The sequence below is a fragment of the Microbulbifer sp. TB1203 genome (assembly GCF_030997045.1).
Classification (GTDB): Bacteria; Pseudomonadota; Gammaproteobacteria; order Pseudomonadales; family Cellvibrionaceae; genus Microbulbifer.
This window is the reverse complement of sequence record NZ_CP116899.1, coordinates 2,191,775-2,212,909: the sequence shown is the minus strand read 5'-3', so window position 1 is coordinate 2,212,909 and position 21,135 is coordinate 2,191,775. Positions and strand designations below refer to the sequence as shown.

At 60.2% G+C, this 21,135-nt stretch carries 10 protein-coding genes; 9 read left to right on the top strand and 1 reads right to left on the bottom strand.

Features of this window, described 5'->3' with window-relative positions:
• Positions 1-191: 191 nt before the first annotated feature.
• Positions 192-1,094, bottom strand: coding sequence for a DegV family protein (locus tag PP263_RS09265; protein WP_308368131.1), 903 nt, complete (start codon positions 1,092-1,094; stop codon positions 192-194).
• Between the two features lie 962 nt (positions 1,095-2,056).
• Here PP263_RS09265 and PP263_RS09260 point away from each other — a divergent pair.
• The 9 genes from PP263_RS09260 to PP263_RS09220 all read left to right on the top strand — a co-directional run bounded on the left by PP263_RS09260 (position 2,057) and on the right by PP263_RS09220 (position 20,925).
• Positions 2,057-5,341, top strand: coding sequence for a TonB-dependent receptor domain-containing protein (locus tag PP263_RS09260; RefSeq protein WP_308368130.1), 3,285 nt, complete (start codon positions 2,057-2,059; stop codon positions 5,339-5,341).
• A 343-nt stretch (positions 5,342-5,684) separates the two neighbouring features.
• The gene (locus PP263_RS09255; protein WP_308368129.1) at positions 5,685-7,523 is read left to right on the top strand and encodes a cellulase family glycosylhydrolase; all 1,839 of its coding nucleotides are present in this window, start codon (positions 5,685-5,687) and stop codon (positions 7,521-7,523) included.
• Between the two features lie 89 nt (positions 7,524-7,612).
• Positions 7,613-10,990 (top strand): family 43 glycosylhydrolase, encoded by a 3,378-nt coding sequence (locus PP263_RS09250; protein ID WP_308368128.1) that lies wholly within the window; start codon positions 7,613-7,615, stop codon positions 10,988-10,990.
• 378 nt (positions 10,991-11,368) lie between these two features.
• Positions 11,369-12,313 carry an LpqB family beta-propeller domain-containing protein gene (locus tag PP263_RS09245; RefSeq protein ID WP_308368127.1) on the top strand — a complete coding sequence of 315 codons (945 nt, stop codon included), beginning with the start codon at positions 11,369-11,371 and terminating at the stop codon, positions 12,311-12,313.
• Positions 12,310-12,978: a hypothetical protein gene (locus PP263_RS09240; RefSeq protein WP_308368126.1), complete on the top strand. Its 669-nt coding sequence runs from the start codon at positions 12,310-12,312 to the stop codon at positions 12,976-12,978. The genes PP263_RS09245 and PP263_RS09240 overlap by 4 nt, the downstream gene beginning before the upstream one ends.
• 224 nt (positions 12,979-13,202) lie before the next feature.
• Positions 13,203-14,915, top strand: a complete 1,713-nt coding sequence (locus PP263_RS09235) for a glycoside hydrolase family 6 protein (RefSeq protein WP_308368124.1) — start codon at positions 13,203-13,205, stop codon at positions 14,913-14,915.
• Positions 14,916-15,067: 152 nt separating this feature from the next.
• A complete protein-coding gene (locus PP263_RS09230; RefSeq protein WP_308368123.1) occupies positions 15,068-16,471 on the top strand; it encodes a cellulase family glycosylhydrolase in 1,404 nt (467 codons plus the stop codon).
• A gap of 73 nt (positions 16,472-16,544) precedes the next feature.
• Positions 16,545-19,268 carry a cellulose binding domain-containing protein gene (locus PP263_RS09225; RefSeq protein WP_308368122.1) on the top strand — a complete coding sequence of 908 codons (2,724 nt, stop codon included), beginning with the start codon at positions 16,545-16,547 and terminating at the stop codon, positions 19,266-19,268.
• Positions 19,269-19,386: 118 nt separating this feature from the next.
• Positions 19,387-20,925, top strand: a complete 1,539-nt coding sequence (locus PP263_RS09220) for an RICIN domain-containing protein (RefSeq protein WP_308368121.1) — start codon at positions 19,387-19,389, stop codon at positions 20,923-20,925.
• Positions 20,926-21,135: the final 210 nt, after the last annotated feature.

Sequence of the window (21,135 nt, the reverse complement as noted above, 5' to 3'; positions counted from 1 at the left end):
ATCTGGCAAAAAACGCCCCCGGCATCAGGGTCTTCGCATGGTGTATATCGCTTCTTTCGCAATAGGTGTCCCTCACGCATTTTCGTCGTTCCGGCGCAGGTCGGAACCCAGATGCCACAGGACTACCGGTACCGGATCACGGGATGACGTTCCCGCGCAGGTATCACGAGAATGGAAGTTTGATTTGACTACTACACCGCCAGAGCCAACGACACAGTCCCCGGCCCCAGGTTGATACCGCCGGACAGGCTCATCACCGAGCGGTAGATTTTTACCTTGTGCTCCCGCGCCACCTGCTCCAACTCCGCAAATCCCGTCATCTCCGGCAGCTGCTCGATTTTGCCGGCAATACTCACCACCACCATGGGCACCAGCAGATCTCCGGCCCGAATTCTGTCCGCCGCCAGCTTGAACAGCGCCTCGGTGCAGTTGTCGTAGCCGCGGAGGGTATCGGTCACGGTACTGCCATCGCTGTGCATCGACAGGATGGGGTGCATATCCAGGTGGCGCGCGGCGACGGCTTTGAGCCAGCTGATACTCTTTTCATTCTTGTTACGCGCGCGCTCGCGCACATAGTAGACATCCCTGATAGCCGCATAGCCGTGGATCTTGCGGCTGAACGCCTCTGCCTTTTCCTTGATTTCACGGCCGCTGAATCCCTTGCTGATCAGCGAAAGGGTATAGAGCGCCAGCAGTCCCTGGCCGGAGAAAAGCGTGCGGGAATCCAGTGTGTGTATGTGAAATTCGTCACTTTCGCCGCGACTGGCGATGAGCCCGCGCGCTGCGGTGAGGGCATTCTTATAAGTGGGGCTGTTGGCGCTGTTGATGGTCTGAACCACTATGTCCCGACAGCCTTTTTTCAGCAGGCCCTGCAGCAGGTTTTCGATCTCCGTGGTTGGGGCTGGCCCGGAAGCTATATGGTGAGACCGGTCCACCAGGGAAAGTGTGTAAAAATGTGCCATCTGTGCCGGATTGCGCTGGTCCCCAAAAGTATCCCTGCCAATGCTGACGGAGTGGGGCAATACCGGAATGGCGAACTTGCGCAGAAACTCATCCGGCAGATCGCACCCGGAATCTACAACTAGCTGGACCATGATGTTCTCAGCGGTTAGTGGAGAGGCTGGGCGGAATCTATCACTGGTGAAACCCCTGGGGGAGTGCAATCCGGGACGAGAAGATTGCTTTTTACTGCCAATATCCGTCGGCGTCCGGATGCTCCGCGTTGTTTCCAATGGCGTTAGTTGGTACGGAAGTGGTAAGAATAATTGTCACGCAGGAATGTTTACCCAGTAAATCGTTTAAATTTATGTTGTTTTTCCCGCCAATCTTTGTCGTGTAAAACTTCTTTGCCTCGCAAAGTGTCCCACATTGCTCCGAGTGCAGTGATAGAGGTAAAGGAATGCGCCCAGCGACCACAAACTTAGTAAAAATATTTGTCCCCGTGCAAACCTGGACGACCTCCCCTGGCACCTCATCCAAAATCCCTCCCCTATAAAAGAAAGGAAAAATTTGTCCCTGCTGGCCGAGTGCATATCAGGTGATAAATATAATAAATAAGACGGATTAGAACGATGATCGAGAGAGAGCAGCCGATATCCTCCCTTGGGAGGGTTGCCGGCAAGTGTCCCCCATTCCGCTACCGAATGCGGACTCCCGCGTTTTTCCGAAAAATGGACGCGGCGGAATTCCCTCCTTATTTGTCTCTTCCATCTTTATTACCACCGGCTGCGGATTATCCACCGGCCGGGATTGTTCGCGATGTAACCCGGTAGTGATGTCCAGCAATGATGTATCAGGGGCCTTTGCGTACAAGTGCTCCGAGGTGAATGGCGCTAAGTTAAGCCAAAAAGCTTGATGCAAAGGGCCTGAGCGGTTCTTTGCGGGGCTGTCTTGGAGAGCGACCCCGCGGACAAGCCTGCAGGGACGTATTCGCGGAGGGCGCCTGGCCCGTGTCCGCAAAGAACGGCCGGCAGCAGGCCCGCCCCAAAGCCTTGACATAGCCATTCGACGTGCCCGAGGTAACAGAACCAATTAAGGAAAGTCACGGAGAGAGAAAATGATTGGTACGAAACCCCTGGCTTTAGCCATTGCCCTGGCGGGTACTGGCGTCGTAGCGCCCGCAATTTCCCAGGAATCCACACCCGCCAGTGAAGGCGGCATGGAAGAGGTTGTGGTCACCGGACTGCGGAGTTCACTGGAACACTCCATCGATATCCGCAGGAATTCCACTCAATTTGTGGAGGCCGTCACAGCCGAAGATATTGGCAAAATGCCGGACCAGAATATCGCCGAAACATTGCAGCGCCTGCCCGGTGTTCAGATAGACCGCCGCGACGGCGAGGGTACCAAAGTGCGCATCCGCGGCCTGGACCAGAATGTCACCCTGCTGAACGGCGAGCGCTTCACTTCCGGCATGGAATATTTCCAGATGAACGAGTGGAAGCAGGAGTACGACGGCTCCCTGGAAGGGGTGCCCTCGGAACTGCTCGGCGGCGTGGAGGTGTACAAGACCCCCGTCGCCTCCATGGTGGAAGGGGGCATGGGTGGCGTGGTCAACCTGAAGACCCGCAGTGCCTTCGCCCTGGATGCGCCGCTGGTGGCCGCCAATATAAAGGGCGATTACGGCCAGGATTCCGGCGATGCGCAGCCCTCCGGTTTCCTGGTTCTGGGCAACAATTGGAACGATAAGTTTGCCGCGATCGTCACCCTCAGCACCACCAACAAGACCCAGCATACGGACTTTATCCAGAACTTCTCGCGGGAGAACAGCGGCATTCTCACCACCAACGGCGACGCGGTGCAGGACGCTTTCGACAGCATGGCCGCGGAGCGGGGCGTCAGCGTGGAGGAGTTGGGTTCGTCGATGACCTTCGACGAGTTCCTGCAGACGGTACGCGACGCCGGCGGCACCCCCTACATGGCTCCCGGCATGTACTACGTGATGGACACCGAACAGGAGCGCGAGCGCATCGGCGGTTCCATCACCCTGCAATGGCGCCCCACCGATTCCACGGAAGTGGGCTTCGACTGGTTCCGCAACGAACTGGAAGTCGTCAACCACCAGTACGCGGTCAAGCACCCCATGGCCACCGACGGATTTGCCGGTTTCGACGAGAGCCAGCCCTTCAGCCTGGATACCAGCGGCAAGGTCGGGGTGGTGGAGTCGGCGGTGTTCAATGCCAACGGTGCCGGTATGGAAACCAGTACCGCCGGGGAGGTGAGCGAATCCACCGCGGACAACTTCGCCCTGCGGGTCAGTTTCGACGACGGCGGTCCCTGGCGGGCCAGCGGCAGCATCAACTACGCAGTGGCCGACCAGAAGCAGCGCGCCGGCTATATGGACTCGCGCATGACGCCCTACAACGTCACCAGTTGGGTGGGCACGGATGCCAGCCCCAGCGGTTGGGCGCACACGCCCAATAACGTGGGGCCGGACGGGGGCAGTTACGGCTATCGCTACAGCGCCGGAGACCGGCCGGATCTGGCGATGCGCAATGCCGACTGGCTGCAGAACCCCGCCTACCGCAACTACAAGTCCGCCTGGGCCCTGGGCTCGGATGTGGAGTACGACAACTGGTCCGCGCGCGCGGATGTGGAGTACGACATCGCCCTCGGGGACCTGCGCACCCTGAAATTCGGCCTGCGCATGGCCGGCGAGGACGTGGAGTTCAATGAACTGCGCTATCTCACCGACTTCTCCCAAACTCAGGGCGCCGCCAGCCCGGCACAGTTCGATGAGGATGGCAATCTGATCGCCGACTCCACTTTTGATCCCGACGCGGATCCGGGCGAGGGCAATCCCGGCATTCAGGAAGCGGTCTACTACGACCTGTGCGGCAACGGTGGCATTCCCGCCAACCAAAGCTGCGATATCGACGGCGACGGCATCGACGACAACCAGCCCTTCGGCCCCTGGGGTTATTTCCACGACTCCGCCATCGGCTCGAAAGCGGGGGAACTGACCACTTCCAGCGGCATTCCCTTCTCCCAGGCGCTCTACGGAGCGGATTTCGACCGCTGGAGCAGCTCCCCGGGTGTGATTCCCTGGCAGAACTTCACCATGAACCCAGGTGCCTACGCCAGCATCGGGGACTTCTTCCCCTCCGGCGGTTACCTGGGCCGGGTGATCATGCCGGATGCCGGTGTAATCACCGACGATGTCTCCGCCTGGCACGACGGCCTGGCCCCCAATGCACCTTCGCAGCTGTTCCTGGTGCCGCTGGAATCCTGGGCCGCGGCACAGACCACCAGCGCCTTTTATGTGGAGGCGGATTTTGTCGGCGAGACGCTGCCCTACAACCTGAATGTGGGACTGCGGGCGGTGAAGACCGATGTGGAAATCACCTCGGTGGTAACTACCCCCCAGGCCAGCCTGCAGTCTCTCGCCACCGACGGCTGGAACAGCCAGGGCGTGTTGCTGGATGGCACTTATACCACCGAAACCACCGAAGAGACCTACTGGGACCTGCTGCCCAGCGTCAATTTCGCGCTGGATACCAGCGAGGACACCAAGCTGCGCTTCTCCGCCGCCAAGGTAATCGCGCGGCCCAACCTGCAGGACATGGGCAAGGGCTTTTCCAAAAACTACACCCGTGTGGATGCGGCAGGCGGTGGTGATTACTTCCAGTTCACCGGCGGCAGCGCCGGTAACCCGCTGCTCGAACCCTTCCGCGCCACCCAGGCGGATATCGCCTACGACTGGTATTTCGGCGACCTGGGCTACGTCTCCGTCGGCGCCTTTATGAAAGCGGTGGACACCTTTATCGCCACCGAGACGCGCACCGAAACCCAGCCGGACTTCAGCCCGGACGAAGTGGGAACCGGCGGCGTCTCCCGCCCAGTGAACGGCGACGGCGGCAGTGTAAAGGGATTGGAATTTGCCCTGCAGCAGTCCTTCGAGAACGGCTTCGGTTATTCCTTCAACTACACCTTCTCCGACAGCAAGACGTCGGTCACCTCAATGACCCACGACGACCTGGGCCTGCCCGGCGTATCGGAAAATGCCTTCAACCTGATGGGATTTTTCGAAAACGAATTCCTGAGCGCGCGGCTGGCCTACACCTGGCGGGACGAATACCTGTCCCCTTACCGCTCTAACTTCGGCCTGGTCAACCACGTGGTGAATACGGTGGAAACCCCGGCGATGGCGGAGTTTTTCGACGCCTACGGCCAATGGGATGCCAATGTGACCTGGCACGCGATGGACAACCTGTCGTTTACCGCCGAGGCGATCAATCTCACCGGGGAGGAACAGACCAGCTATCTGGAATTCTCCGACAACCCCATGACCTACAGCATGTCCGAACCCCGGGTGGCCCTGGGGGTCAACTACCGATTGTAAATTGTGGTGCGAGCTTGGGCGGGAGGTTTCCTCCCGCCGATTTTTTTTCGCACACATTATTGAGGGGGACTTTTCCATTTGAAGCTGTCCGTCCGAGGGATTTTTCGTGCCGGCGGTACTGTTTGAACAAGAGGGTGTAATGGGTTCGTTGCGCCTGTTCACGAAGTCAGAAAGGAGTATGTCGGCGCGCCTGTCGGGTGCCGTGTTCATAGGATGAATTTTAGCGGTAAATATAAAACTCACAATGATGGGAGAAATAGGAATGTTTCGATCGATCAATAAGTACCTACTGATGTGGTTACTATGTTTGTTCGTGCCTTCCGCCTTCGCGGCGCAGGCAACGATGAACATAGTCAATGACTGGGGCCAGGGGTTCCAGGCAGAGATAGTGATAGTCAATGACGGGTCCACGACGATATCCGGCTGGTCCGTCGAGTTCGATATGGCGGTGAATATCAATAACCTGTGGAACGGCGTTATCGTATCCCAGGTTGGGGATCACTATGTGGTCGAGGACGCCGGCTACAACGGGACCATCCAGCCGGGCGGCCAGGTGAGCATCGGCTTTACCGCCACGCCGGGCAATGTATCACCGGTGCCGGTGATAGTGAACGGCGACGGTGGCAGCTCCTCTTCGAGCTCGAGCTCCAGTTCTTCCAGCAGTAGCTCCAGCTCCTCCAGCAGCAGCTCAAGCTCTTCTTCCTCCAGCTCCAGCTCCAGCTCCTCCAGCAGCAGCTCAAGCTCTTCTTCCTCCAGCTCCAGCTCCTCAAGCAGCAGTTCCGGTGGACGATTCCGTGTTGACGAAACCGGCAATATCACCAAGAACGGTGAGGTATTCCCGCTGCAGTGTGGCTCCTGGTTTGGTCTCGAGGGCCGGCACGAGCCGTCCGACGATCCCACCAACCCCAGCGGTGCGCCTATGGAGCTGTATATAGGCAACACCTTCTGGGCCAACGGCAACCAGGGCACCGGTCGCACCATCCAGCAGGACATGAGTGAGATCACCGCCATGGGCGTCAACGTGGTGCGCTTCCCGATTGCGCCGCAAACCCTGGATGCCAATGATCCCCAGGGCCAGGCTCCCTACCTGAAAAACCATGAGTCCGTGCGCGTACCCAATGCGCGTCAGGCGCTGGAAGAGTTCATCCTGGCCGCGGATGCGAACAACATCGAAGTGATGCTGGACGTTCACTCCTGCTCAAACTATGTGGGCTGGCGCGCCGGCCGCTTCGATGCACGCCCGCCTTATGCGGACGCTGACCGCGAAAATTATGACTTTTTCCGCGAGGACAGCTCCTGCGCGGCCACCAACAACCCGGATGGCGTGACCCGCATCCAGCCCTACGACAAGGCCGCCTGGCTCGATACTTTGCGCGAGCTGGCCGAACTCGAACAGGAACTGGGCGTGGATAACATTATCGGCATCGATATTTTCAACGAGCCCTGGGACTACACCTGGGCGGAGTGGAAAACCCATATCGAAGATGCCTATGCGGTCATCAACGAGGTGAGTCCCAATATGCTGCTGTTCGTGCAGGGTATTTCCGGCACCGCCGATAATCAGGACGGCACGCCGGACACCATCACCCAGGTGCCTCACGGCGAGGAATTCACCAATCCCAACTGGGGCGAAAACCTTTTCGAGGCCGGCGCCAACCCGCCGGATATTCCCCGCGAGCGGCTGGTGTTCTCTCCGCACGTCTATGGCCCCTCCGTGTTCGTGCAGAAGATGTTCATGGATCCGGCTCAGCCCGCGTGTGAGGGACTGGAAGGTGATGCCGCCGGCGACGCCGACTGCAATATCGTAATCAATCCGGAAATCCTCGTTCCCGGCTGGGAAGAGCACTTCGGCTACCTGAGAGACATGGGCTACGCCGTGGTAGTGGGCGAGTTCGGCGGCAACCTGGACTGGCCGGACAAAGGCGCGGTGCGCGACCAGAATCGCTGGTCCCATATCCAGCCCGGCATTGTCGACGGACAGTGGCAGGATGCCTTCGTGGACTACATGGTGGAGAAAGACATCCAGGGATGCTACTGGTCCATCAACCCGGAATCCGGCGATACCGGTGGCTGGTACGGCCACGCCTACGATCCCATCAGCAACACCGAGGGTTGGGGTGAGTGGCAGGACTTTGATCAAAGAAAGACAAACCTGCTGAACCGTCTGTGGAGTAGCCAGTAATAGCGGTTTTATAACTCCTGCGGGTGTCTGGCGGCGTCTGCCGCCAGACACCCGCTCATTGCGTTATGAAACCCTGATTGGAGGGGGACATGAACAGAATGAGTGTAAATCGCTGGTCCCGTATTGATGAAAACCGGATAACAACGGTGCTGAAAACCGTTTTCATCACTTTCCTGTTATCAGTTGCAAGCGTTTGCTCTGCCGACAATCCGCTGGTATCCCACGTTTACACGGCAGACCCGGCGGCGCGGGTGTTCGACGGACGAATGTACGTGATCACGTCGCACGACCTGGATACCCAGTCGGGCTACGACATGGTCGACTATCACATGTTCTCTTCGGACGACATGATCAACTGGCGGGACCACGGCGTGGTGTTCGATGTGCAGGCCGACACCAGTTGGGCAAATCGCGCCTACGCCCCGGACATTATTTCCCGCAACGGACAGTACTACCTGTACTTCCCGGACGGCGCGGGTTCGATCGGTGTCGCCGTGAGCGACAGTCCCGGCGGCCCTTTTACCGATCCTTTGGGGAGGCCATTGGTCGACCGGAACACGCCTAACGCCGACGTGCAGTGGCTGTTCGATCCAGGTGTATTTATCGACGATGACGGCCAGGCGTACCTCTACTTCGGCGGTGGCGGGCCGGGCAATGCCCGGGTTATCCGCTTGAACGACGATATGATCAGCACCAGCGGATCGGCCATTACCATCGACGTGCCCTATTTCTTCGAAGGGCTATACATGCACAAAAGGAACGGGACCTATTACCTGTCCTATTCCACCAATCCCGATAACGGGATGCGAATCGACTACATGACCAGCAGCAGCCCGACTTCGGGCTTCCAGTACCGAGGCACGGTGCTGCCCAACCCCTGGGAAAACAACTACAACAACAATCACGCATCCATACTCGAATACGATAATCAATGGTACCTGTTTTACCACAATCGCGTGGTAGCCAATGCGCGGGGTGCCAGTATTTACCAACGATCCATTAACGTGGACCGGCTCTTTTACAACGGCGACGGCAGTATCCAGCAGGTCGACGCGGGCCTGGCGGGCGTGCCGAAGCTAAAAAACGTCGACCCCTTTGCCAGAAACGAAGCCGAAACCATCGACAGTGAGCAGGGCATCGAAACCGAGCACAGCAGCGACGGCACCCTGAATGTGATGATGGACTTCGGAGACTGGATAAAGATCTCCAATGTCGACTTCGGCTCCGGAGTCGGTGGCTTTGAGGCCAGGCTGGCGAGCAACAGCAATACCAGCATCGATATTATTCTCGACGACGTGAACAACCCGCCTGTGGGCACGCTGCAGATCTCCGCCACGGGTGGGCTGCAGAATTGGCAAATACAATCGGCCGATGTATCGGCGAGCGGCCTGCACGATCTTTTCCTGCGCGCCAACGGCCGGGTGAACATGAACTGGTACCGCTTTACCGGCGACTCGGGCGGCAGCAGCACGTTGAACGTGGAACTGGAAAGCCTCTCGGGCCAGAGTAATTTCTCACCGTTTGCCGTGCAGAGCGATTCCGCCGCTTCCGGCGGACAGTATATCGTCTGGCCGGATAACGGCGATCAGGCATTGGGTTCGCCCTCGGACAGTGAACAGGGCCAGGTCGAAGTAATCTTTTCGCTGTCGCAACCGGCGGACGTGCAGTTCCAGGTGCTGGCCAATATGGCCAATGCCAATGACGACTCGTTTTATTACAGTATCGATTCGGGCTCTTGGAGCACACAGAACAACTCCGTGACCAGCGGCTGGGAATCGCTGATGCCCGCGACCTTTTCCAATCTCGGGCAAGGCACCCACATACTCAGAATCAAGCGCAGGGAGGACGGCGCGCGGCTGGACAGGGTCACCCTGATCGCCTCGGCCGGGGAGATCGCAGCGGCCAGCGACTCCGGCCCTGCAACAATCAATATCAATCCGGATACCGAATACCAGCACATCAGTGGTTTCGGCGGCATCAACGTTCCGGAATGGATCGCCGACCTGACTCCGGCGCAGGTGGACACCGCATTCGGCAATGGTCCCGGGCAGCTCGGACTGAGCATTCTACGAGTCAAGATCCCCGCCAATCCCGACGCCTGGAGCGCACAGGTGGCCACGCCGGCGCGCGCGCAGTCGCTGTACGGTGCCACGGTATTCGCTACGCCCTGGTCGCCGCCGGCGCATATGAAAACCAATAACAATGTTGTCGGCGGGCGCCTGGACCCGGATTACTACGACGATTACGCACAGTATTTGCTGGACTTTGCCGATTACATGGCCGGGAACGGTGTGTCCCTGCACGCTGTATCCCTGCAAAACGAGCCGGACTGGGACCCGGATTATGAATCCTGCCTGTGGAGCTCCGGCGAGTTTATTGATTTTCTGACCAGCCAGGGTTCGCGTTTCGGTTCCCTGAAAGTCATGGCCGCCGAGTCCCTGAACTTCAATCCCGCCCTGACCGATCCCATACTGAACAACGCCAGCGCGGAACCCCATGTCGATATTATCGCCGGGCACCTTTACGGCGGTGGTTTGCGGGATTACCCGCTGGCGCGGGAAAAGGGCAAGGAACTGTGGATGACCGAGCACTACACGGACAGCCAGAATCCGGCGAACGCCTGGCCCCTGGCACTGGACGTCGGTAAAGAACTGCACGACAGCATGATGGCGAATTTCAGCGCCTATGTGTGGTGGTATATCCGGCGCAGCTACGGACTTCTTACCGAAGACGGCAACGTCAGCAAGCGCGGCTACCTGATGTCGCAGTACTCCAGGTTTATCCGGCCGGGCTACACGCGTATCGGCGCGACCGCCAACCCGGCTCTGGATGTCTACGCTACCGCCTACAAAAACAGCGACGATATCACGGTGGTGGTCGTGAACATGAACACCTCACCGCGCGACCTGACGTTAAACCTGCAAAATATCGGTACAGGCAGTTTCACGAAATACACCACCTCCGGCAGCAAGAACGTGAGCAACGACGGGATTGTCAATGTCTCGAACCACTCGGCGTCGGTATCGGTGGATGCCCAGAGCGTGACCACGTTTGTCAGCAGTTCCGGCTCATCCGGCAGCTCGAGCAGTAGTTCATCGTCCAGTTCCAGCTCGTCGAGCAGCAGCTCATCGTCCAGCTCCAGTTCCTCGAGCAGCTCTTCAAGCTCCTCGTCGAGCGGCGGTGGCGACGCCTTGAGTTGCAGCGTTGACCTGAACAACTGGGGCAGTGGCTTTGTGGCGAATATGACGGTGACCAACAACGGCGGCTCCACCACCAACGGCTGGGCTTTCGATGTGTCGACCGGTAATCCGATTACGGTAACCGGTTCGTGGAGTGTCTCCCTGTCGGGTTCGGCCAGTCCGTACACGGCCTCCAACGTCGATTACAACGGTTCCATTGCGCCGGGCAGCAGCGCGAACTTCGGCATACAGGGCAGTGGCGATCCCGGTACGGTGACCTGTAATTAGAAAACCAATCCGTTATTCGAGTCGTAGGGTGCGCCGTGCGCACCGAGAACTTCGGGGTCCGCATCAGCCCTGTCTGGTGCGCACGGCGCACCCTACGGAAAAGACCGGAATCGCCATTTTTTAGAGGTGCACTGATTAATTATTTTAGAACAGGCGGTTCTGACCGATTGTGTCCTGGCAGGGCCGCCCACGGGAGAAAATGTGACTCTACAGTTTATGGGGATGAGGTTTTACCCTCGCATTGCGAAAACGTTGCTGTGCTTTGTCTTTGCCGCTTTTCCTCTGTTTTTTTCCGGACCCGGCAATGCCGAAATTATTTTCAGCGCAAAAGTTCTCGGCCCCGTTGCCAATATTTATTCCGTAAACGAATCCGGCGAAGTGCGGAAAATCACCGACAATATCCGCTGGCGGGATCTGGATGCGGATATGTCAGCCGATGGCAGGTTGGTTTTCTCCTCGAACCGAGAGGACAACCCCCGGGTGGACCTGAACAGAACCTCGGAAGACTTCAATATTCATCTAATCGAAAGAGACGGCAGAGAGCCGAAAAAGATTGTTGCCAGCCGCGACCGGGAATTGAAACCCCGGTTTAGCCCCAACGGCCGGGATATCGCCATTATCCGCAGTGGCACCCGACATCGGTTGCTCGTGGCGGGCGCAGACGGAAAGGGTGAACGGGTCCTCGCGGAGGCGGACGAATTGTACGATTTCTCCTGGTCACCGGATGGCCGTCGGATAGCCCTGGCCCGGCGCGACGGAGAGAAATCCGGAATTCTGCTGGTCTCAGCCGATAACTCTGAACCGCCACTTCAATTAAAGAACGTTAACCAGGCCCTTCGCATTGTTTCCGCCCGCTGGTCTCCGGACGGTGGAAAGATCGCCTATATCGTCCATCCCCTCAATGGGGAGAGCCGGCAGCTGTGGGTGCGCCACCTGGACAGCGGTCGCGAACAGCGGATATCCCCCGAAAACCTGCAGATTCAGCAGCCCCCCGATTGGTCCGCCGACGGTAAGCGCTTGCTCTACGCCGCCCTGGCCGACTATCGCTTTCGCTACGACGAGAGCACACACAAAAAGGTATACGAGGGAGCTATGCATATTTATCTCTCGGACCTGGAGGGCAATCACCGACAGTTGACCAGCAGAGAGGCACTGCACAAATCCCCAGTGTTTTCCCCGGACGGCCGTCGTATCGCCTTTCTTTACGCCCCTGAGTTGGACAGCCGACAGCTTTCCCTGCGTACCATGGACAGGGATGGCGGAAACGAGAATGAGTGGTTCGGCTCGGTGACCCGGAACTCCAACCTGAGGTGGGTGCAATGAACGCTATTGACCGCGTGGGCTCTGCTTATTCGCCCTACCTGGCTGTGATTCTGTTGTGTGCAGCCTTCCTGGCAACAATTTACCTGGCTTCCAATGAAGAGCAGCAGACGGAGAATTCCGCATACCGGATGAAAGCCGCCTATGAGGAGACGCCCGCTGTTCAAGCCGTGAAAGAGCGGCCGCGGGAATCCCCGGAACTGCAGCAGTTGCCGGACGCGGTGCCGGTGCAACTGGCAACCGGGGAAGAGGTGCAGATCCTGGGGCAGAAATTGCGCCTGCGGGAAGTTCGCGACAGCGCCGGCAGCGGGGAGATCCGCAACTTGGAATTCGTCTTCCGGCGAGGAATCCTGCCGCGTCGGTTATTCGACGATAACCGCAACCTGGTTGTGAATTACCGGCAGCTCTACCGAAACAACGTCGGCTACGGCGCAGCGGCGATATTCCTCTACTACGAAGTGATAAGTCGGGACTCGGACGGCGACGGCCTGCTGTCGTACCGCGACGGAGTGGATGTGGCCGTGAGTCGGCCGGACGGCAGCGAATACCGGATTTTGGATCAGAACCTGGAGCAGGTGCACGGGGTGGAGTATTTCCCTGCGGAGAATGTCCTGCAGCTCGAACTGGAGGTGGATGGTTCAAGGAGCAACCGAACCTACCCCCTTTGATAGCAAAAAAAAAGCAGTGCGCAGGGTGCGCCGTGCGCGCCGGACCGGAGTCAGGCTATTACTCCCCTCTCCCGCCTGCGGGAGAGGGTGAAGGAAGTATTTCGGTGCAACTGAGGGCACCGAATCAGGGAGCGAATTCCAAAAAGTAAAACAGCAACGATGGGAGAATTAGAATGTTACGGTTACTCAAAAAAAATTTACTGATTTTATGGTTATGCTTCACGGTGCCCTCGGCGTTCGCTGCCCAGGCCACCATGAATATCGTCAACGACTGGGGGCAGGGGTTCCAGGCCGAGATAGTGGTGGTCAATGACGGCGCCGGCACTTTGTCGAATTGGTCTGTGGAGTTCGACATGGCGGTGGATATCAACAACCTGTGGGGCGGTGTCATCCAGTCCCATGTGGGCGACCACTATACCGTCGGGTCCGCCGGCTACAACGATGCCATTCCGCCGGGCGGCCAGGTGAATATCGGGTTTCTCGGCACGCCGGGAAATGTGTCGCCGGTAGCGGTGATCGTCAATGGGGACGGGGGCTCCTCCTCGAGTTCCAGTTCCTCCAGCTCGAGCTCATCGAGTTCCAGCTCCTCGAGTTCCAGCTCCTCGAGTTCATCCAGCAGCAGCTCTTCCAGCTCCTCCTCGAGCAGCAGTTCCAGCTCCAGCTCGTCGAGCAGTTCATCCAGCAGCAGTTCCGGTGGTCGTCTGGACAATCCCTTTGCCGCGTCCAGCAGCTGGTACGTAAATCCGGAGTGGTCCGCAAAGGCGGCGGCGGAGCCCGGCGGCAGCGCCATCGCCAATGTCAATTCGGCGGTGTGGATGGACCGCATCGGCGCCATCACCGACGGCATGGGCCTGCGCGGGCACCTGGACACCGCGCTCGCCAACGGGAATGACCTGTTTATGTTCGTGGTCTACGACCTGCCCAACCGCGACTGCTCGGCGCTGGCCTCCAACGGCGAGCTGCTGATTGCGGAAAACGGTTTCGAGCGCTACCAGAACGAATATATCAACCCCATCGTGGATATTATTTCCGACCCGCTCTATAGCGGCATCAATATCGTGGCGATCATCGAGGTGGACTCGCTGCCCAACCTGGTGACCAACCTGAGCGTTCCAGAGTGCCAGGAGGCCAATGGTCCGGGCGGCTACCGCGACGGCATCCGCTACGCCCTGAACCAGCTCTCGCAAGTGGACAACGTCTACTCCTACGTCGACGTCGCCCACTCCGGTTGGTTGGGATGGAGCAGTAATTTCGGTCCCGCGGTCAATCTGATCGGCGACGTGGTGGAGAGCACCGATGCGGGCTGGGACAGCGTCGCCGGCTTCGTCAGCAATTCCGCCAACTACACCCCGGTGGAGGAGCCCTACCTGCCGGACCCCACACTTACCGTGGGTGGGCAGCCGGTGCGCTCGGCGAATTTCTACGAGTGGAACGATTATTTTGAGGAACTGGACTTCGTGCAGGACTGGCGCCAGGCGATGATCAACCGCGGTGCGCCCACCACCCTCGGCATGTTGATCGATACCGGCCGCAACGGCTGGGGCGGTTCCGGCCGGCCCAGCGGAACCTCCACCAGCACCGACCTGAACACCTACGTCAACGAGTCGCGCATCGACCGGCGCTTCCACCGCGGCAACTGGTGCAACCAGCCCGGCGGCGTGGGCTTCCGGCCCCAGGCCAACCCGCACCCTGGTGTGGACGCCTATGTGTGGGTCAAGCCCCAGGGTGAGTCCGACGGCATCTCGGATCCCAACTTCGAACAGGATCCCAACGATCCCAACAAGAAGCACGATCCCATGTGCGACCCGAACTACGGAGGAAATGAGCGCAACGGCAACAGTATGACCGGCGCCTTGCCCAATGCACCCCATGCGGGCCGCTGGTTCCCGGAAGCTTTCCAGGTACTGCTGGAGAACGCCTATCCGCCGCTGAACTAATAAAAACAAACGGGAAAAACTCCCCTGTAGGAGCGGGCCATGCCCGCGATCGGAATATCCAGATATCCCGGAAACTGATCGCGGGCATGGCCCGCTCCTACCAGGAGATGATCAATCCGGTAATGAAGATTCCCGGAAAGAGAGAAAACAATATGAAAAAACTTATACAAGGCCTGTCGACGGCGGGAATTATGCTGGCCTCGCTAAACAGCTGGGCCGGTTTTTCCATCAATAACGGCCAGCTGCTCGACGCCAACGGCAACCCCTTCATCATGCGCGGCGTCAACCACGCCCACACCTGGTACAACAGCCGCACACCCCAGGCACTCGCCGATATCGCCGCCACCGGCGCCAACGCGGTGCGCATAGTGCTGGCCAACGGCGGCCGCTGGACGCGCAACGATGGCGCCGATGTGGCCAATGTGATCGCACAGTGCAAATCCCTGGCCCTTATCTGCATGCTGGAAGTACATGATGCCACCGGTTGGGGCGAAGACAGTGCGGCGGTGCATATCTCCTCCGCCGCGGAATACTGGACCAGCCCGGATATCCTCGCCGCAATCACCGGCGAAGAGGACTACGTGCTGATCGATATCGCCAACGAACCCTTCGGCAACGGCGTGGGCGAAAGCAACTACGTTGACGGCACCACCGCCGCCATCCAGACCCTGCGCGACGCGGGGCTCACCCACACCATCGTGGTGGATGCCTCAAGCTGGGGGCAGGACTGGGAAGGCTACATGCGCGACAACGCTCCGCAGATAGCCGCCGCCGATCCCCTGGGCAACCTGTTGTTCTCGGTGCATATGTATCAGGTGTACCCGGACAACAATAGCGTGGCCAACTATATGCAGGCCTTCCAGGACATGAACCTGCCGCTGGTGGTGGGCGAATTCGGCCATGAACACCAGGGCCAGCCGGTGGATGAAGACGCGATCCTGGCCCAGGCCGAGGCCCGCGGTATCGGCTACCTGGGGTGGTCCTGGTCCGGCAATACCGAGCCCTACCTGGATATGGCCCTGAACTGGGACCCCAACAATCTCTCCGGCTGGGGCGAGCGGCTGATCAACGGTGAGAACGGCATCGCCCAGACTGCCCAGTGCGCCACCGTTTTCCCCGGCTGCGGGGGCTCGTCCAGCAGCTCCTCGAGCAGCAGTTCGTCCAGCTCCAGCAGCAGCTCCAGTTCTTCTTCCAGCTCCAGCAGTTCCTCCAGTTCGTCCTCTTCCAGCTCCTCTTCTTCCAGCGGCGGAAGCGGCGGACTGACGTGCACCGCGGGCGGTTTGGACGACTGGGGCGCGGGTTTTGTGCTCAACAGCTACACGGTGACCAATACCGGCAGCCAGCCGGTCAGCGGCTGGACTGTGCAGTTGAGCTTTCCCCACGAAGTGAGCATTAGCAACGCCTGGAACGCGCAGCTGTCCGCCAGCAGCGGCAGCAAGCTGACCGTCGGCAATGCGTCCTACAACGGCGCGCTGCAACCGGGCCAGAGTGCCAGCTTTGGCATGCAGGGCTCTCCCGGTGATGTGGGTATTCCGGAGTGCAGTGTGCAGTATTAAGAAAGACAAAACCGGGAGGCGAACTGCGATCGCAATTTATCGGGATGCCCCCAAAACAAGAGGGAGAACGGAAATGAAAAAAAACAATTCATTCATCCGCGCCTGGACCCTGCCGCTGGCCTGCGGCTGGGCGCTGTCGGCGCAGGCACAGATATCCTGCGAAGTGGACTACCCCATCAGCGACTGGAACGGCGCCTACCAGGTGGAAGTTGGCATTACCAACAGCGGCAGCGAACCCATCGAAGGTTGGTCCCTGGAGTGGGACATAGGCGCGGGGGAAACCCACAGCGGCGGCTGGAACGCCGATATCAACCAGAGCGGCACGCGCATCGCCGCGTCCAACCCGGCCAGCCACTGGAACGGCACCATAGCGCCCGGGGCCACCAACAGCTTCGGCATCCAACTGAGCGACGCCCAGCCACCCGCCTTCCAGCCGGCGGCCTTCACCCTGAATGGCGTCACCTGCAATGGCGGCGGTTCGTCGAGCAGCAGTTCGTCGAGCAGCAGCTCCTCCAGCAGCAGCTCCTCCAGCAGCAGCTCCTCCAGCAGTAGCTCCTCCAGCAGTAGCTCCTCCAGCAGTAGCTCGTCTAGCAGCTCATCCAGCAGCAGTAGTTCATCCGGCGGCGGCAGCACCGTCACCCTGCAGGAAAACGCGGCGGGCTTCTGCGGCGCCGACGGCACCATCGACAGCGACCACGCCGGCTATACCGGCAGCGGTTTCGCCAACACGTCGAACGTCAGCGGCAGCGGCATTCGCTGGAGCCTCGACGTGCCCGGCGGCGAATATCTGCTGGAGTGGCGTTATGCCAACGGCGCGGACAGCCGGCCGGGGGATGTGCGGGTCAATGGCGGCATTGTCGCCGCGGTGGATTTTCCCTCCACCGGGGCCTGGGACAGCTGGGCGACGGCGAGCGCGAGCATTTTTCTGGATGAGGGCGAGAACCGCATAGAGCTGTCGGCCACCGGCGCCGACGGCCTGGCGAATATCGATTCCCTTGCGGTGACCGGCAGCGCCCCTCAAGCCGCCGCCTGTGGCGGCACCGGTGGTGGTGACGGTGCCTATCGCATGGAAGCCCTCGGCCGCGGCGTCACCGTGGTGCCGAGCGGTGGCGGCAATCTGGTGAGCTGGCGCCTGCTGGGTACGGATGATCCGGCCGTGGCCTTCAATGTGTACCGCGACGGCCAGAAGCTCAACAGCTCGCCGCTCACCGGCGCCAGCAATTACCGGGACGGCGGCGGCTCGGCGAATGCGCAGTACACGGTGCGCGCGGTCACCGGCGGCAGCGAGGGCGCGGCGGCTTCCGCGGAAGCGGTGTTCAACGGCAGCGGCTACTTCGATATCCCGCTGCAGCGCCCCGCCGGCGGCACCACGCCGAGCGGCGAGGCCTACAGCTATTCCGCCAACGACACCAGCGTGGCTGATCTCACCGGCGACGGCCGCTATGAATTCATCGTCAAGTGGGACCCCAGCAACGCCCACGACAACGCCCACGAGGGCTACACCGGTAACGTCTACCTGGACGCCTACCGGCTGGACGGCCAGCGCCTGTGGCGCATCGACCTGGGCCGCAACATCCGCGCCGGCGCCCACTACACCCAGTTCCAGGTCTATGACTACGACGGCGACGGCAGCGCGGAGATCGCCGTGAAAACCGCCGACGGCACCGTCGATGGAGCCGGCAACACCATCGGTAATGGCAGCGCGGATTACCGCAACTCCAGCGGTCGCATTCTCTCCGGCCCGGAATTCCTCACCATTTTCAACGGCCGCACCGGCGCCGCTATCGACACCGTCGATTACCAACCGCCGCGTGGCAATGTGAGCAGCTGGGGCGACAACTACGGCAACCGTGTGGACCGCTTCCTGGCAGGCACCGCCTATCTCGACGGCCGCAATCCGAGCATGATCTTCTCCCGCGGCTACTACACACGCACGGTGATCTGGGCGGTAGATTTCGATGGGCAGTCGCTCTCCACCCGCTGGATTTTTGATTCCAACCAGGCCGGCAGCCAGTACGAAGGGCAGGGCGCCCACAGCCTCTCCATCGCCGACCTGGACGGCGATGGCCGCCAGGACGTTGTTTTCGGCGCCATGGCCATAGGTTCCGGCGGGCAGCCACTGTGGAATACCCGCCTGTACCACGGCGACGCCCTGCACGTGAGCGACTTCCTGCCCAATCGCCCCGGCCAGGAAATCTTTATGCCCGGGGAGCACAGCGATCAGCCCTCGTCGCGGCTGGTCGACGGTACCAACGGTTCGATCATCTTCCAGACCGCCCCCGGCGGCGACAACGGCCGCGCCGTGGCCGCCAATATCTGGGCCGGCAACGCCGGTGGGGAATTCTGGTCGGCCCGCGTCAGCGGACTGCTCAACGCCAGCGGCAACAGCGTGGGCAGCAAACCCGGCTCGATGAATTTCCTCAGCTGGTGGGACGGCGACGGCGAGCGCGAACTGTTGAACAGTACGCATATCGACAAGTACGACCCCTCGCAGCGGCTGCTCACCGGCTCCGGGGTCAGCTCCAACAACGGCAGCAAGTCCACCCCGGCGCTCTCCGCGGATATTTTCGGTGACTGGCGCGAGGAAGTGGTGTGGCGCACCTCGGACAGCTCGGCGCTGCGCATCTACGCCACCCCGCACGCGACGGAACTGCGCATTCCCACCCTGATGCACGATCCTCAGTACCGGGTGGCCATCGCCTGGCAGAACACCGGCTACAACCAGCCGCCGCACCCGAGTTTTTATGTCGGCAGCGAGGTGACGAACTACCCATGGCCGGATATCCACACACCCTGAGCCCTATCGCTGTTGAGTAATCAACGGAGTGTAGGGTGCGCCGTGCGCATCGCCAGCGTCGAGAGAGCGGTGCGCGCGGCGCACCCTACGCGATAAAAACAAAACAGGGAGAACTTCCATGAACAGATTTATCAGGATTCTGCTCACTGCAACCGCCGCCTTCTGGCTCGCGGCCAACGCGCTCGCCCAGGTCAATCCCGATACCTGGTATATGCTGGTCAACCGCCACTCCGGCATGGCCATGGATATCGAGGGAGGATCCACGGAGGCCGGAGCGCGGCTGGTCCAGTGGAACCCCGCCGAGGCGCCCAACCAGCAGTTCCGCTTCCTCGATTCCGGCAACGGCTACTACCGCCTCGCCGCCCGCCACTCCGGCATGGTCCTGGACGTGTACGAGTGGAATGACGCAGACGGTGCCGACATAGCCCAGTGGGAGGACCTGAACGGCACTAACCAGCAGTTCCGGCTCGACGATATGGGCGGCGGCTATTACCGGCTGGTGAACAACTTCAGCGGCAAGGCGCTGGACAACTGGGACTGGTCCACCGAGGCCGGCACCCGCATCTCCCAGTTCACGCCCACCGATGCCGCGGTGCAGCAGTGGCAGCTGGTTCCCGTCGACGGTGACACCCCCTCCGGCGAGTGTGGCGAAGGCTCACCCCAGGCCACCGTGACCGGCGGCCCCGGCAATTACCAGGTCAATGGCAACAGCGTTGGCGGTGACTATTTCAATGCGATCAATACCGCCATATCCAGCCTGTCGTCCGGGCGCAATTCCCGGGAGCGGGTGACGGTATTCGCCGACGGCTCCATCGGCGCCAACTCCATAGCCCTGCCCAGCCACACGGCGCTGGAGGTGTGCGGCACCATGAACGTGGGCAATGCGGCGGGCAGGGGTGCCATACGGGCGATCGGGGTGCAGGACGTCTCGGTGCCCTTCCTGAAAATGACCGGCAGTCCTTACTTCGGCATGCAGTTCGCCGACGTCCACGGCCTGCACCTGGGCGAGATCGACCTGCGCCTGGACGGCGGCCTGGGCATCCGCTTTGACCGCGACCGGCCCGGCAGTACCAATGTGCGCATGGATTACGTTTACGTCTCCGGCACCGGCAACCACGGGGTGGAAACCTGGAATATCGACGGGCTGGAAATCGGCACTGTCATCGCGCGCAATACCGGCTACTCGGGCCTGCTGCTGAACAACACCCGCAACGCCGTGATCGGGCTGGTGGACGGCGAGGACACCGGCACCGGAACCGGCTACGCCACCCTGCGCTTTGCCAATGAGAATGGCCGCATCAACGGCGGTTACCCCACCAATATCTTCGTCGACCGCGTCATATCCCGCCGCGGCGGGCGGGGTTTCTTCTGCGTTTCCAACTCCGGCGGCGCGGTGGTGAACAACATCGACTTCGCCGACAACGGCAACAACTCGATCCTGATCGAGAACTGCCACAACGTCACCGTGGACGGCGGCGTGATCAATGGCGGCGGCGAACTGCGACTGGCGGCGCGCTCCGAGTTTCCCAACAACAGCGACATCACAATCGCCAATCTGGACGTTTTCAACACCAATGTCCGCGAACAGCCCTGCGGTGAGAACGTCAATTGGATTGACGTGAACGTTCAGGGAGGTAACTTTAACGTTTGTAACTAAAGGGGCACTTACCCTGTAGGAGCCAATGGCTACGAAGCACTGATCTTTTCGCCTGCAAGAAAGCTCCTACAAGGCAGTATTCTTGGTAGGATGGGCAAAGCGCAGCGTGCCCATCATGCCGGGCTGTGACGGGCACGCGTTGCCCATCCTACAAAACCAATAAAAAACGATAACAACGAGAGGAAATCTTCAAATGCAGAGCAGACTTCC